The sequence below is a fragment of the Pseudomonas sp. GW822-FHT04C11 genome (genome assembly GCF_058800905.1).
The window spans coordinates 327,806-342,386 of record NZ_JBXAMS010000007.1 but is presented as its reverse complement, the minus strand read 5'-3'; the positions used below and the strand labels follow the sequence as shown (position 1 = coordinate 342,386).

General features: G+C 58.9%; 12 protein-coding genes. All 12 read right to left on the bottom strand.

Features of this window, described 5'->3' with window-relative positions; translation table 11 throughout:
- Positions 1-209 precede the first annotated feature (209 nt).
- Entirely contained in the window at positions 210-803 is a 594-nt protein-coding gene (locus AC1RJ3_RS14755) for a hypothetical protein (RefSeq protein WP_493079370.1), read from the bottom strand.
- Positions 804-879: 76 nt separating this feature from the next.
- A complete protein-coding gene (locus tag AC1RJ3_RS14750) occupies positions 880-1,377 on the bottom strand; it encodes a hypothetical protein (protein WP_493079369.1) in 498 nt (165 codons plus the stop codon).
- A 70-nt stretch (positions 1,378-1,447) separates the two neighbouring features.
- Positions 1,448-1,645 carry a hypothetical protein gene (locus AC1RJ3_RS14745; protein WP_493079368.1) on the bottom strand — a complete coding sequence of 66 codons (198 nt, stop codon included), beginning with the start codon at positions 1,643-1,645 and terminating at the stop codon, positions 1,448-1,450.
- Positions 1,646-1,734: 89 nt separating this feature from the next.
- Complete coding sequence (gene tli1a, locus AC1RJ3_RS14740) at positions 1,735-2,247, bottom strand: Tli1a family immunity protein (protein WP_493079367.1); 513 nt, start codon at positions 2,245-2,247, stop codon at positions 1,735-1,737.
- A 114-nt stretch (positions 2,248-2,361) separates the two neighbouring features.
- Entirely contained in the window at positions 2,362-4,995 is a 2,634-nt protein-coding gene (locus AC1RJ3_RS14735; RefSeq protein WP_493079366.1) for a T6SS phospholipase effector Tle1-like catalytic domain-containing protein, read from the bottom strand.
- The gene (gene tli1a / locus AC1RJ3_RS14730) at positions 4,980-5,624 is read right to left on the bottom strand and encodes a Tli1a family immunity protein (RefSeq protein ID WP_493079365.1); all 645 of its coding nucleotides are present in this window, start codon (positions 5,622-5,624) and stop codon (positions 4,980-4,982) included. The genes AC1RJ3_RS14735 and tli1a (AC1RJ3_RS14730) overlap by 16 nt, the downstream gene beginning before the upstream one ends.
- A 175-nt stretch (positions 5,625-5,799) precedes the next feature.
- A complete protein-coding gene (tli1a, locus tag AC1RJ3_RS14725; protein ID WP_493079372.1) occupies positions 5,800-6,276 on the bottom strand; it encodes a Tli1a family immunity protein in 477 nt (158 codons plus the stop codon).
- Between the two features lie 89 nt (positions 6,277-6,365).
- Positions 6,366-7,172, bottom strand: a complete 807-nt coding sequence (gene tla1, locus AC1RJ3_RS14720) for a toxin Tle1 chaperone Tla1 (protein ID WP_493079364.1) — start codon at positions 7,170-7,172, stop codon at positions 6,366-6,368.
- Positions 7,173-7,183: 11 nt separating this feature from the next.
- The gene (locus AC1RJ3_RS14715) at positions 7,184-9,265 is read right to left on the bottom strand and encodes a type VI secretion system Vgr family protein (RefSeq protein ID WP_493079363.1); all 2,082 of its coding nucleotides are present in this window, start codon (positions 9,263-9,265) and stop codon (positions 7,184-7,186) included.
- Positions 9,266-9,286: 21 nt separating this feature from the next.
- Positions 9,287-10,309, bottom strand: coding sequence for a serine/threonine-protein kinase (locus AC1RJ3_RS14710; RefSeq protein ID WP_493079362.1), 1,023 nt, complete (start codon positions 10,307-10,309; stop codon positions 9,287-9,289).
- Positions 10,306-11,034 carry a PP2C family protein-serine/threonine phosphatase gene (locus AC1RJ3_RS14705; protein ID WP_103314744.1) on the bottom strand — a complete coding sequence of 243 codons (729 nt, stop codon included), beginning with the start codon at positions 11,032-11,034 and terminating at the stop codon, positions 10,306-10,308. Before AC1RJ3_RS14705 ends, AC1RJ3_RS14710 begins: the two co-directional genes overlap by 4 nt.
- On the bottom strand, positions 11,034-14,567 hold the full coding sequence (tssM, locus tag AC1RJ3_RS14700; RefSeq protein WP_493079361.1) for a type VI secretion system membrane subunit TssM: 3,534 nt from the start codon (positions 14,565-14,567) through the stop codon (positions 11,034-11,036). Before tssM ends, AC1RJ3_RS14705 begins: the two co-directional genes overlap by 1 nt.
- Positions 14,568-14,581: the final 14 nt, after the last annotated feature.

Sequence of the window (14,581 nt, the reverse complement as noted above, 5' to 3'; positions counted from 1 at the left end):
TGACTGGAAAAGCGCGATGAATCAATTTGCGATTCTGTACGGAGATCGATTTATCAGGCCGACCTGGTAAAAGCACGACCTGCCTGACGGCAGGCCGTTACCGGCCCGCACACAAAATATCTGACAGTCCCGTAGAAGGGCAAGCAACCTCCGCCGAAGCAGTCCGAACGAACAGACCACATAGCAAACCCGCCAACAGCATCGCGAAATTACGGCTGCCCATAGGTGATCCTTTTCGCATCAGCATTCTGCTCTCGCAACGCCTTCGCAGTAACGCCGTAAGCCTCGATCAGTTCGCGATCAGAGCCCTTGGAACCGAACGAGCGAACGTTATTGCTGTAGGAGTAACTAACCAACTTTCCCGCCGTCGAGTAATAACCAAACCATTCAGGACAAGCACCGCACCCGCCGTACCCACCGATGAACACCAGGCTGCCCTTTGTCCCTTTCATACAGGCCATGGCTACCACAACGTTTGCCAACATCCGCGTGCTTTTCCCGTCAGTGGTCAGCTGTGACACCCGCCCCACATCACGTCGCAGCACTTTGCCGTTGATGTTGATCGTCTGGTCAGAGCAGACCGGCAGGGGTTGAGCTTCGCCCTCCTCAACCGCAATAGATCGACAAGAAGAGACCAGCTCCACATCGACGCCGCCACACTGCAGAACATCATGCTGGGTATAGGCATCACTGGCAGCCAAAGCCCAGAGCGAGACCATTGCCAATGCACCGCCCACGAGAAAGCGCTTCACCATCAAACGCCGTCTCTTGGAATCCACGCGCCCATAGAAATCATTGCTCATTTGCATCACCAGCCTTGGCCATCCACATTGTCCTTGCTCAACGTCCGAACACCTTGAAACCCCAAGTCGCCAACGATCAGGAATCCTTGACCTTCAACAAACGAAAGTCGTTGTTCGTAAACTTGTAATAGCGGACTCGATCACCACTGACTAGCGGCTCTCCGCTCAAGCCCACTTCAGCGTCAGCGGTTACCCCATAAACCATCATCAGGTTACTGTCGGGATTGAAGGCCATATGGAAATAGCCGCCCTCCTCTCCAGCCACGTAGTAGGCATTCGGCAGGCTCGCGACCACCGCGCCCGTGCGAGCGTCCAACACCTCACCGCAGATAGTCCCGCCACCACACCCCATGGTGTGCACGATGTAGTGCCCGGCAAAATTGACCTTGCGCGTGATGGCCTGCGCCCGGTACTCATCCCAAAGCGGGCTGCTGTTTTCAACCGGCAACAACGCATGGTTCTGCCCGGTAAACACCTCGGCAACCTTGAAGTCCTCGAACTTCAAGTCGGCGGCGAAACACAGTGATGTCGAGATGGCGAGAAAGCTGCCAAATAACGCTGAAAGTCCTTTCACTCTGATCCTTCCCTAAATATCAAAAATAAAACAGGACAAACCGCCCAAATAAACCTGGCCTCGTCCTCAGTCAACAACCATCAGCATTTTCACATTTAATCCAACCACGAATCTCTTTCCCTTTGGGCGTTTTGAACATGATTGATAGCCATCCTGCCTCAACGCCTTCTTGCTTCACCTTATCTCCCGCGACTAGATACATACGGGTAACGTCTGCCAGCACAGGAGAGCTGTGTATCGGAGTCTTTTTGTTGATAGCAAGATTCACCGGAGCTCCCATACACCAACCAAAGGGGACACCCATTAGCCGGTCCTACGTCAAGATCCAAAGCCCAAACACATCATCACGACGTGCACTCAAGCGCCAGGACACACTTTCGGCTCGTCCATGCTCATGGGGTAGTTGTAGGGGTAACGCGGATCACCCCGTTTGATGTTGTCCACCGAAACACGTACCTGATCGCAGGGTAAAAAGTGGACTTTCAACGTGCCTGCTTCGGTGTATTGCGGGATATCGACAACGGTTCTATGGCGTGAGTACTGGCGCCTATGTTCCTCCATGCGTTTTGACCAAGCATCTGAGTAAGGACGTTCGGTCCACTTACCGTAGGAATAGGGATCAGGATCCGTCTCCCACTCAACAATTGCCCTCAACCCCGGCACCCAATGACGCGGAACCATCCCACAGCACACCTCACTGCCGCCACCCTGATGCGGCCCCACATTCCCACCGCCAGCACCATTGACGCTAAACCAATTGATCGCCGCCGAGGTGTGGTTGTACCCCGTCACCGGCGCGGCCAGCATCTTCGACGGAGTGTTGCAGGCTGTCAGCGCCAGCAGGCTGAGCAGCAACGCTGCGTGTCTCATCAAGAAACCAGAAATATCGTCGACTCCTTCCTCTGATAGCAGGCCTCGTCTCGAGAACCTGAAGGTACACATGCAAAGGGCGGCTCATCCAGAGCCGCCCTTTTCATCGTGTGGTTACACGTTCTTTTCAGACGACTTCAGCTTGCCCGCCTGATCGGCCACCATATCCAGCCAGCCACCGGGCTTGTCCTCGTCGTTCGCCGCTTTCGCCACCAAACCGGCCAGCGCGCCAACGTCTTTCTTGCGAGCCGCTTCCACCGCTTCGAGCGCCTGATGCGCAGCCAGGATTTTCTGCAACGCCGGGGTATTGGCCGTACTGGCCGTCAACGGTTTCAACGGTGGCAAGGCGGCAACCTTGGCCGTCATATCACCCGGCGCCTTGGTGAATGTCCGCAAAGAGTCGAGGCTGTCGAGCATCGGCAATGCGATACCGGTGAGCGGGTCGAAGGCGCTGATCTCTGGCAAATCCGACATACCGACTTTACCGCTGAGCACTGGCAGGGCCAGGGACGGCAAGAACAGCCCTAACAACATGCGCGGGTCCTTTTTCTTGATGCTCAGGCCAACGCTGGCTATGGCAATACCGAGACCAATCACACGGCCGGCAGTGGCCAGCAACGACAGCTGCTTGTTCGACTCATTGTCGAAGTGCACCAAACGGATGCGGAAGTAGTCGGTAAAAGGCTCACGCGGCACAATCCCGGTGGTGTTCATGAACCAGGCGCGAGAGTCGTGAATCTGATCATCGAACAGGGCCACCAGGTCTTCCTGACCGGGTTTCGGCTTGTTGGGCGCACCGAACATTTTCTCGTAACGCTTCGTACCATTCTCGTGAAGGTAGGCGTACTCCTCGGCCTCGTCCTCTTCGTTGATCAGGTACACCGTGCCGCCAAGCAGCATGTCGACTACGGCCACAGTCGTATGACCATCACCCACCAAGCCCCATTCGCGGCGGTAATCGTGTCGGAATTCTGCGGCGGCGCCGAGCAATTGACTTTGGTCGAGCGGCGGTTCAAAACCCTTTTCCCAACGCGCTTTATCGTACTTTTCCTGGCCGACAATTTGGATGTTCAGCTGATGTTCTTTTTCCTCGGCCTCGGTATAAGTCGGCGCCGGTTTGCCCTTCGCAGCCGCCGTCACTTCAGCTGTATGACGTTTTTCCAATGCTTTCCAGGCGTCCTGCTTGGCTTCAGGCATGTCCGGGGACACGTTTTTGAAGAAGTCACGTTGTGCGAGGCCACCAGCGTAGCGGTCGATACGCCAAGCAGTAATCAGCGCTTGTTGCTTTTTGATCATTTCTTCAAGCGGGCCGGTCTGGCTGGCGGCATCGGCTTGCCAAGCGTTGAAACGTTTGATGAGGTCGTCGGAAATGTCGAACTCGCTGAATGTTTCCCCACCCATCGCCCGCCACTTTTCATGAATGCCCTCCTGTCGCGCTAGTTCCGGCACTTGCAAAGGTGCCCCGGCCACGAACGCTTCGGCGTAAAGGTGCTGCAAGGGGATCTGTGACAACAAATGGTCAGTACCGGCTTTAGCTTTGCCTTGATCACCTGCCGAATAACCGCCCCCCACATCCGAGTGCACACCAGGATAGAGATACTCGACGGTACCACTGCGGTAACTGGACGGTTTGCTTGTATCCCGCTGACCATCGACGCTTTTTGGGCGACGGCGGATAGAGTCCAACGGAAAACTGGCCCGCTGCTCATGTGCAGACACTAAGTGCACGCAGCGCTTCAGAAAGTGACAGTCATCTGGCAGGGAAGTGTCCATGCATTGTTCTACTGCCTCGTCGGGCAAACGCATGGTGCCATCAGCCCAGTCCATGTGTCCGGCAGCGAATGGTATGCTGTCTGCCATTCCCACAGCGGCCACAGTGTCGAAAATACCGAGGAACTCAATGGAAATCGGCAACCCCGCGAAGCGGTATTCCACCTTTCCATTACTGCCTTTGCAACGCGTAAGGGTTTGCAACCAGTTGGCGAAAGTTCGTGCCTGTGCTGCACCGCGGGAGAATCCATAGACGTACAAGCGCATAGCCAGAATATGCGGCTTCTCTTCAGCATCTCGGCGTTGATTCAGCAGCTTCTCCATCTCCTCCATATACGGACGCATAGTAGCTTCGCGTTTCTTTTCGCCATTTTCCAAGAGCCCGGCAGTCAGTGCATTGCCACCCCAACAAGTAGCCATACCGTCTACAAGCGTCTGTGTCTCCGGCAACAGCAGTGGCTTCTCTGGTGTCAGTACTTTTCTTAGTACATCAATTAACCGGGTAAGCATCCAATTGATGCGGTTTTCACCCCCGCTGGCACTCATCAGCCCCATGCTACTCGGCGTGAACTCGCGGATATCAGGGAATACGGTCCCTACCCCGGGGCTGTAGTAACGATAGAACCCCATTAACTGAGATCCTGGCACCCCACCAAGACTGGCATGATAGATCCTCGCTATATTACTGCACGATGAGGGATCCGATGCGCTGTCTGCCGTGTCGTTGTTGTTGGTACCATCAAACGCCATGGTGATATGCAAGGTTTTGCAGCAAGGGGTACCACTGCTTGCCTGGCCATTGGCTTCAAGTTTTTTTCGTTGTTGATTGCCAAAAGCTATTTCGTCACGTTTTTGCTGGTTTATGTTTTTTGAAAGCTGAGTGGGCTCCGTAGGCAACCGTCTGTTTAATGGAAAGACCGGAGCGACCGATGCGGAGCTTGGAAGTGGCTTGATGCTTTTTTTTATGGGCTCGGACATACTTTTGGCTCCGGCATATTCATTGGAAAGTTGTAGGGATAACCGGGGTAACCCGGACTGGTTCCAGCAGCAGTGACGCGTACCTGATCACACGGGAGAAAGTGGACTTTCAGACTTCCCGGTATGTCGTACTGTGGGATATCAACTACAGCTTTATGACGGGAGTATTGTTTTTTCTGCTCCGCCATACGCTTTCTCCAAGCGTCGGAATAAGGTCGCTCGGTCCATTTCCCATAGGCATAGGGATCAGGATCCTTCTCCCATTCGACAATAGCCCTCAAGCCCGGCGTCCAATGACGGGGGACCATGCCGCAACAAACTTCGCTACCACCACCCTCATGAGGTCCCACGTTCCCTCCACCCGCACCATTAACGCTAAAACTGTTGATATTGGCGGATGTATGGTTGTACCCAGTCACAGGCGCAGACAACATCTTCGATTCAGCCTGACAGGCACTCAATGTCAGCACGCCAATGAGTAACAGAAGAGAACGTGCGCAATGCGAGTCTCGATAACCAGCAACTTCTGACAGATATCGCGTGGGCGAGCGACGCCCCCACGAAAACTTGGCTGGCATCAGCGCCGCGAAAAATCGCGCCTTGATGCCGGTATTTATGAGTGTGGACATACCTTCGGTTCCTCCATGTTCATCGGGTAGTTATAGGGATAAGAGGTGTGGCTGAAACCCCTCGCTGACGTGACCAGAATCTTCAGCTCGCGATTAAAAGCGCTCAACATCCGCAATATCGCGAGAGGTGCAAATCCACGAGCACCAACAACACTCATGCACACCATGTCTTTGATCAAAGCACCGGACATGTCGCCGACTCCTTCATCTGGAAATACGCCCTATCGGGGTACTTGGGATTTGAAGGGGTGTAACAGGTCGTCGAAACACGCACCTGATCGCAAGGAAGAAAGTGAACTTGTAAGGCACATACCTTTTCTGCGTATTTAGGAATTTCTACAGTTACTTCATGGTGAGAGTAACTAGCAGCATGACGCTTATAGTCCTCTTTATCGAGTTGTCCATACTGATCACGCTTGATGGGCTCGCGTGGTTTCGGATCTTTGTCCCACTCAATAATTGCCCTAAGGCCCGAGTTCCATTGACTGGGAATAGCACTGCAGCAGACTTGGCTCCCCCCTCCTTGATACGGCCCAATGTTCGGCCCACCCGCTCCATTGATAGAAAACCGATTTATCGACGCCGAGGTGTGGTTGTACCCCTCCACTGGTGCACTCACCATCTCACTCCTCGTCGAGCATCCACCCACCATCAACACGCCCAGCAAAACCCACCCACGCGCCCACCATGAAGGCAATTCCTTCCCGGCCAACGCAGCGAGTTCATGACCACGGATAAGCTTCATATCAACGGCCTCGGCGGTTCATCAATAACGAAGGGTGAGTTGTCGCGCAGCCATTGTTCGATGAAGGGTTGGCGTTGTTCCGGTTCCTTGAGGCCTTTCTGGTTGGCGGCCAGTTGGCTGTGGAACAGGTGGCGGATCAGGCCTTCCTTGCGGCTCATGCCGTAGTCTTGTGGCATGGCGCAGCGGTCGATGCGGTAGGTGTCGGCTTCGGTCCAGGCCAGCAGGTTGGCGACTTGTGGGTGGTCGAACACGATCATCTTGGTAGCCGGCGGCGGTGTGTGGCGCACGTAGTTGCCGGGCAGGCTTTGTGTTTGCTGGTCGCGGTCCAGCCAGTGCCAGGCGATGGCCGGGGCGTGGAAGGCCTGGCTCTGTGCCGGGGTGAGGGTTTCACACACGGGCACAAACATCCGCGGTTCGTAGTAGCGCAACACGCCTTCGGAACGGCCCTGGTTCCACTGCGCCTGAGTGCAGCCGCGCAGGTGTTCGCTGAGCACGTCAAAGTCCCAAGGGCTGAACAACGCGAGCACATGTTGATTGCAGTCGACGGCGTTGATGAAGGTTTTCAGCCAGGGCTTTTGGGCCTTGTCCACGCGCAGCAGCAACGGCCCGAAATCGGCAATCGCGACCTCCGGGGTGTTGTCGAACAGCTTCGCCAGTTTCGGTGCATCGGGCAGGCTCGCCAGCTCTTCCAGCAGCGGGGAGTCGAGGCTGGTGGCGTCGATCAAGAGGTCAAGGTGGTTGTGGCCCAACTGCTCGGCGTTGGCCCACAGTTGGTCATGCCACTGCGCATTGCTTGCGTACATGAAAGCGTCCTTTATCGTGCCGCCAGGGCTTGGCTATTACGTTTGGCCCGGGCCAGGCATTCCTTGCAAACCGGCGGTGGCGGCATGGGCGTGTTGCCCAGCGCCTGCACCGGCGGCGCACCGGCAAGGTCTTTGTCTGCGGCGCCGGGCAAGCGCGGCGGTTTAATCCCAATCCCCGTCCCACTCCCCGCAGAGCCCCCAGCGTTAATTTTCACAACAGGCCCAACCACCGTCACACCACCCGCATCCAGCTTGATAAAGCTCCCACCGCCCTTGATCGTCAGTTCCGATCCGGCCTCGATGACCATTTTGTCGCCGGCCTTGAGGTGGATTTCTCTTCCGACGCTGGTGAGTTGGGCGGTGCCGATTTTGATGTGTTGGCTCTGGCCGATGGTCAGGTGGTCGTCCATCCGCGCTTCAACTTTGCGGTCGGCAAGGGTGGTGCGGTGTTCTTCGGCTTTGAGTTCGGTGTAGGTGTTTTTTTCGACGGTGTCGTGGCGTTCGTTGCCGACGCGGATTTTCTGGTCGTGTTCGATGTTTTCATCCCAGTCGCGTTGGGCGTGGATGAAGATTTGTTCGGCGCCTTTTTTGTCTTCGATGCGCAGTTCGTTGAAGCCGCCGCCACCGGGGGAGCTGAGGGTTTTGAAGACGCTGCGGGTTTTGTTCGCCGGCAAGGCGTATGGCACCTGGTTTTCCTTGTGGTACAGGCAGCCGGTCACCAGCGGTTGGTCGGGGTCGCCTTCGAGGAAGGTGACGAGTACTTCCATGCCGACGCGCGGGATGGCGATGGCGCCGTAGCGGTCGCCGGCCCAGCTGCTGGAGACACGCAGCCAGCAGCTGGTTTTGTCGTCGGCCACACCGATGCGGTCCCAGTGGAATTGCACTTTCACGCGGCCGTATTGGTCGCAGTGGATTTCTTCACCTTTGGGACCGGTGACTTGGGCGGTCTGGCTGCCGAGCACGCGGGGTTTGGGGTGCAGCAACGCCGGGCGGTAGAACACGTCCCACGGGGTGGCGAGGAAACGGTTGCGGTAGCCCTGGTGGAAGTCGTCCTTGTTGGCGGTGGTGTCGCTGGTCACCGACTCTTCGAGGACTTGCGGTTGCTTGCCTTCGTGGATGACTTCGGTCAGCAGCCAGAGGTCGTTCCACTCGCTGCGCGGGTGATCGGAGATCTCCAGGAAGTGGCCGCTGACCAGGGCGGTCTGGTCGCCATGGCCTTCGGCTTGCTGGTAGTCGGCGCGGTGGCGTTCCAGCGCCCGCTGGCTGAGGAACTTGCCGCGTGGGCGCTCGGTGAAGCGGCCCGGGTAGTCGTAGTCTTCCAGGTCTAGCTCGTCACGTTTGCCGTCGGGTTTGTAGGCCGCCTCCAGCTGCAGGCGCGGCTTTTCAAAATCGTAGTCGCGGCGCGTGGTGCGGCTGGTGCGGGTTTCCAGGCGCAGCGTGAAGCCTTTGATCACCGGCTCGTCGGCGACCATGCCGCTGCCCTGCACATAGGCGGTGGGCTGGCCGAGTTTAGGGAACACGGTCTGGTCATCGCCGAACACCAGTTTGTGGCCGGAGGCCGAGTGCTGGAAGTGGTAGTGAATGCCCTCTTCCTCGCACAGCCGCTGGACGAAATGCAGGTCGGTTTCGTCGTACTGCACGCAGTACTCGCGATCCGGGCACGGCTGGCTCAGCTGGAAGCTGTAGGCGTTGCCCTTGATGCCGTGTTCTTCGAGGATCAGCGCGATGATTTTCGGCGCCGACATCTGCTGGTAGATGCGCTGGTTGGTGCGGTGGCGCAGGTATTCGAGTTGTGGCACTAGGGACACTTTGTAGCGGGCCAGGCGCTTGCCGGCATCGCCTTGGGCAACACGATAGATCTGCCCGTGAATGCCACTGCCTCCGCCTTTGGAAGAAGCCGCATCGAAGGCGAGAAATGCCTGCTTGTGCAGCAGCGTCTCAAGGTCCAGATCGTGGTTTTCGCTGACCAGTTCCAAGTCGAAACGAAAGGTCTGGCTGATGCCTTCGGTGCCAGTGAACGACAGCACGTGCAGGTCACCCTGGAAGTCAGCCACGGTCAGGCTGAAATGGGTTTCGTTAGAAGGGTTGAACATTGCTTGCTCCCTGTTCGGTAGTCATCCGTTGCGCCTGCTGCGCAGACGTTGCAGCCAGGACGAAGTGGCGCCCATGGCGGCACGCGCCAATGTGTCATGCAGCTGGATGACGGTGATGGTGCGTTGCGCCGCATCGAAAGCCAGCGCCGTGCGCAGCGCGGGCCAGCAGTGTTTCGGTAGGTGCTTGGGCGCTTGCAGTTCACGGTCCAGGCGTTCGTCACGAGCCTGGGTCGACGGCAAGCGGCGGAACGGATGCTTACCGCCCGCCAGTTCATAGATCACGCAGGCCACCGCGAAGAGGTCGGCGCTGGCGGTCAGCGGCGCGCCTTCCAGCAGTTCCGGCGCGGCGTAGCCCGGGGTCCAGGCGTTGAAACGGCTGCGGCTCAAATGCGGCAGGCCGGGCAATACGCCCTCCTCGGCCTGGCCGAGGCCGAAGTCGAACAGGCGCACACCCTCCTCGCTGAGCATCACGTTGCTCGGTTTCAAATCACCGTGCAGCACGCCGCGTCCGTGGGCATAGGTCAACGCATCAAGCAGCGGCAGCGCGATGTCAGGCAATTCTTGCCACGGCAGGCCCAGAGGCCGTTCGCAGAGCAGTTTGTCCAGGGTCAGCCCGCGCATCAGTTCCATGGTGATGAAGGCGCGCTGGCACTCGGTGTCCACTTCAAAGCTGTGCAAACGCACCACGTTGGCGTGGCGCAGGCGTCGGGTCAGGGCGAACTCGCTGTAGAGCAAGGCGCTGGCGTCCGGCGATTCGGCAAATTCTTCGCTGAGGATTTTCAGCGCTATATACGGGTTGGGGTCGCCGAACTGTTCGTGCAGCAGGTCCCGTGCGCGATACACCGCGCCCATGCCACCGGCACCGAGCAAACGCTCGATGCGGTAACGCCCCACCAGCACGTCCGGCAACGCACCAACGCTGGCCCGGGTCGGCGCCACGGTACGCGGTGCTGCATGGGATTTGGCGAAGGCGAAGTAGGTCAGGTTGGCAGCTTCTTCGTCGCTGACCAGCAGCTCGTCGAGCACAGGATTGAGTTCACTCATTGGCGGATCACCACGGCAGTCAGGTTGTCCCGTGCCGAACCGCGCAACGCGCTGTCGAACAAACGCTCCAGCGCCACCTGCGGCGCGGTCAGGCTCAAGGCGTTGCCCAGCGCGTCGCTGCTCAAGCCCTGGTACAAACCGTCGCTGCACAGCAGAAACGCGTCACCGGGATAAACCTCGAGTTCGAGCACGTCCAGGGTCAATTGCTCGCTGGCCCCAACCGCACGGGTCAAGGCGCTGGCGGTCGGATGAGCCCGGGCTTGCTCGACGCCCATCTGTTGTTCGTCGATCAGTTGTTGCATCAGCGAATGGTCTTTGGACAGCTGATACAAACGCTGCCCACGCCACAGGTAACAACGGCTGTCGCCGGCCCAGATGCAAGCCGCGCGATTACCGTCCACCAACAACGCCACCACGGTGCTGCCCATGATGCTGTCATGGCGCCCGGCGGTGACGGTCAATTCCTGGCCCAAGCGGCGGTTGAGCCAGTGCAGGCACTGGCGCACGCCTTTGAGCCGCTCGTCGAAGCTGTCTTCGATGGGCAATTCCGCCAGGCTGGCGACGATCAACTGGCTGGCGATGTCGCCACCCTGATGACCGCCCATGCCGTCCGCGACCACCCACAATCCCTGCTGTGGGCTGTTGAGGAAGGCATCTTCGTTGCGCGCCCGAACCTTGCCCGGATCGGTACGCGCCGCGCTGCGCCAGGGGCTGGCAACCAGCATCAGAGCTGCACCGGCATACGGAAGGTGCGCAACACGCCCATGTCGAACGGGTTCGGCGTGCGCTGGCTCATCAGCAGGTAGTTGGCACGCAGGCCACCCACATCAGCCTTGAGCACCAGCACGTCGCGACCGGTCAGGTATTCGGTCTGCATCAAATCGAACAGACGGAACAGCGACCATGGGCCGGTGTTTTTCTCGATGCCGATCGGGCGGCCGGCCATTTTTTCGAGGACCAGGCTGGTGCGGCCGTCTTGCGCGTCGGTTGGCCATTTGAAGGCCACCGGCACGATCGGGCCATGGCGGTATTCCATGGTCTTGTCGCCAAAGCGGAACTCGGAACGGCTGACAGTCGGGTCGAGGGTGTACGGCTCCAGTTTGAACTGCACCTGCGGCTCGGCCGGGTTTTCGGCAAAGAAACTTTGGCGGATCACTTGTGCCGCAGCCATCTGGTCGAGGTAGACCTTGGACATCGGCAGGCTGTGACCGTCGATGCTGCGCAGGCGGTAGTTGCCCGGATCGCCGCTGACGAAAGGCCGCATGTAGGTGTCGAAGAAGCGGTCGGCGATGCCCTGTGTCTTGAAGAACTCGCGGAAGTCGCTGATCGCAACGTCGCTGGTGCTGTGGGCGTTGAATGGGTAACGCTTGTTGATCGCCTTGCCATAGAAGCTGTACAGCTCGCTCTGGTAGCGCTGGTTGAGGTACTGGTAGGAATCGTTGAGCACCAGACGCCAGGTGTCTTCGGCCAGCACGTTGAACCACACGCTGATCGGGCGCGGCAGGCGACCCGAGGCGTTGCGCAAGTTGCTCAGCGCATCGCGCTGGCCGCTCATGCGGGTCTTGGCCATTTCGAACGCGGCCTGATCCGGGGCACTGGCTCGCGCCAGGCTGGACAGTTGCAGTTGCAGGTCGTTCAGCGCTTGCAGCGCCGGGGTCAGGTCGGCAGCCGGGCCGTTGTTGTCATCGAGCAAACGGTGCAGCGGTTCGAAGCGCCGTTGCAGGGATTTCTTCGCGGTGTCCGGCAAGGTTTTGGTGGCCAATGCATCGCCCGCCTTGCCTGCCACGGCTGCAGCGACTTTACCCAGCGCACCGCCCTTCTTGGCGAGCAGTTTTTCCGCGGCATCCGTGACATCTTCAGTGTTGTCGACGGTGGCTGGGAAACGGGTGTTCTCGCGCACTTCCACCAGCATCTGCAGGACCGGCGAATTGGCGGACGTCAGCCCGGCCAGTTGTTCAGCACCTTCACCGGCGTCGTTGATTGGCCGCAATGCCACCTGGCCGACCGCTTCGCTCCAGAAGTTGGCGTAGTCGCGGAAGTACAGTTGCTCCAGTTTGACCATCAGGCGGCGCAAGTCCATGCCGCTCATGCCCGAGCCTTCGCCCAGCACCCAGTTGTCACGCAGGATGTCGGTGACCAGTGCCGAACCCTGGACCGAGAAGTACTGCTGATAACCCTGTTGGGTGTAGAACCCCGGGATCACGTAGTCGGTGCCGACGAACAGCGCGCCCTGTGGACCGAGGTGTTGGCTGAAGCGGTAATCCGGCAGATTGCGGGCCTGCTCACGCAGCATCCGGTAGACCACGGTGGCCAGCGATTCGCTGCGCAGAACCTGACGCGCCTGGGCAACCAATGCATCGTTGAGCGGGTAGATAAACGGCTGCTTGAGCAGGTGTTCGAAGTGCCCGTTCAGACCGTTCTGCACCGCGGTGTTGCCGGTGTAACGGACCGACCAGTCCTGAGCTACCCAATCTTTCAGCCACGCTGGATCGCGACGGTCCTTCATGTTCAGCATCAGGTAGGCGCGCAGGCTGTTGAGCAGCCGACCGCGGTCCTTCATGTTGTTGCGGATCTGCCCTTCAAGCAGTTGCGCAACGCGTGGCAGCAACTGGGTTTCAAGTTCACGCCGATACGCGTCCTTGACCACCGGGTTGCTCTCTTGTCCCTGATACAGACCACCGCGCTCGAACATCGACACATCGCCTTTAGGCGGGAAGACCTTGGTCGCTTCATAGCGGGTATCGAGGGTTTTAAGCACGCCCATCGCGTCATCGCGTGCCGTCAGCGCCGAGCGCTGCTGGGTCCAGGTTTGCGCCAGCGAACGCAGGTGTTCCAGGCGTTCGTAGTTGGCCGAGAAACCCGTTGCCCAAAGTAGGCCGAACAGCCCTAGCGCCGCCAGTGCACCGACGTACAACGCGCGCTGGCCCCAATGGATGCGGCTGCGCTCGCGCTTGTCCAGACCGGCCAGATCGGCCTCGGGGAAAATCACCCGGCTGAGCACGTGGTGGATGAACCGCGAGCGACCGCTGCGCAAGGTCGGCAACACGCCGCTGTCGATGCCCAGGTTGGCGCCAATGCCGGCGGTGCTCTGGTCCATCTGTTGCTTGAGGTGCGGCGCGCTGGTCAGGTAGAAACCGCGCAACTGGCTGACGCGCTGGTAGCGGTTGCCGGTGAACGCCATGTCGACAAACAGGCACAGGTGCTCGCCGATCTGCCCCAGTTGATGCGGGAAGTCGAGAATGCGACCACGGCGCTGGGTGTCGCGCTCCTGGTGCATGCGCATGATCACCTGGCTGTTGAGGCGACGCAGCAGCTCTTCGAACTCTGCGCGCAGCACGGCCACGTCGGTGCCGCTTTGCTCTTTGCGGAAGCTGGTGCCGAGTACCTGATCGCTTTCTTCGCGGGTCAGCTGATCGAAGAACTCGTCGAAGCCCAACAACTGGTCGGCCTTGCTCAGCACCAGATAGATCGGCAGGTCGACGTGCAGTTTCTGATGCACGTCTTGCAGGCGCGCACGCACCTGACGCGCCAGGGTGTCGAGGTCTTGCTCGGTGCCACTGAGCAGCAACTCAACTGGAATGGTCACCAGCACGCCATTCAACGGACGGTTGCGACGACGCTTGCGCAGCAGGTCGAGCAAGGTGGTCCAGGCGCTGCCGTCGACACCCACGTCCGGCTGGGTCAGGTAACGCCCGGCGGTGTCGATCAGCACGCCGTGGTCGGCGAAGTACCAGTCGCAATGGCGGGTGCCGATGGTGTCGCGGGTGAGTTTGCGGTCGATCTTGTTGATCGGAAACTCAAGGCCCGAGAAGTCCAGCAGGCTGGTTTTTCCGCTGCCCTGTGGACCGATCAGCAGGTACCACGGCAGATCGTTGCGCCAGCGTTCGCTGCGGCCGCGATACAGGCTGGAGGTTTTCAAGGTACGCAGTGCGTCTTTGAAACGCGCACGCAGCTCCTTTTGTTCCTCGTCGATCAGCTCTTCACGGTGAATACGCTCCTGGCCGTCTTCGGTTTCTTCGACGGCTTTTTTCCGCACACCGGCGCGCCAGCTGACGAAGACCATGGTCAGGCCCCAGATCAGGAACAGCACGCTGATGGTCAGCAGGCGCGAGGTCGAGCCTTCCCAGAATTTGTAATCGTTGACGGCCAGCAGCGGTCCGACGAACCACACCAGCAGCGCCACGAACAGCACCAGCAGCAGGGTCCAGACCCAGGTCTTGCGCAAGAACGCGCCGACTTTCTTGAAAAGCTTTTTCATCACACGTCCCTGTT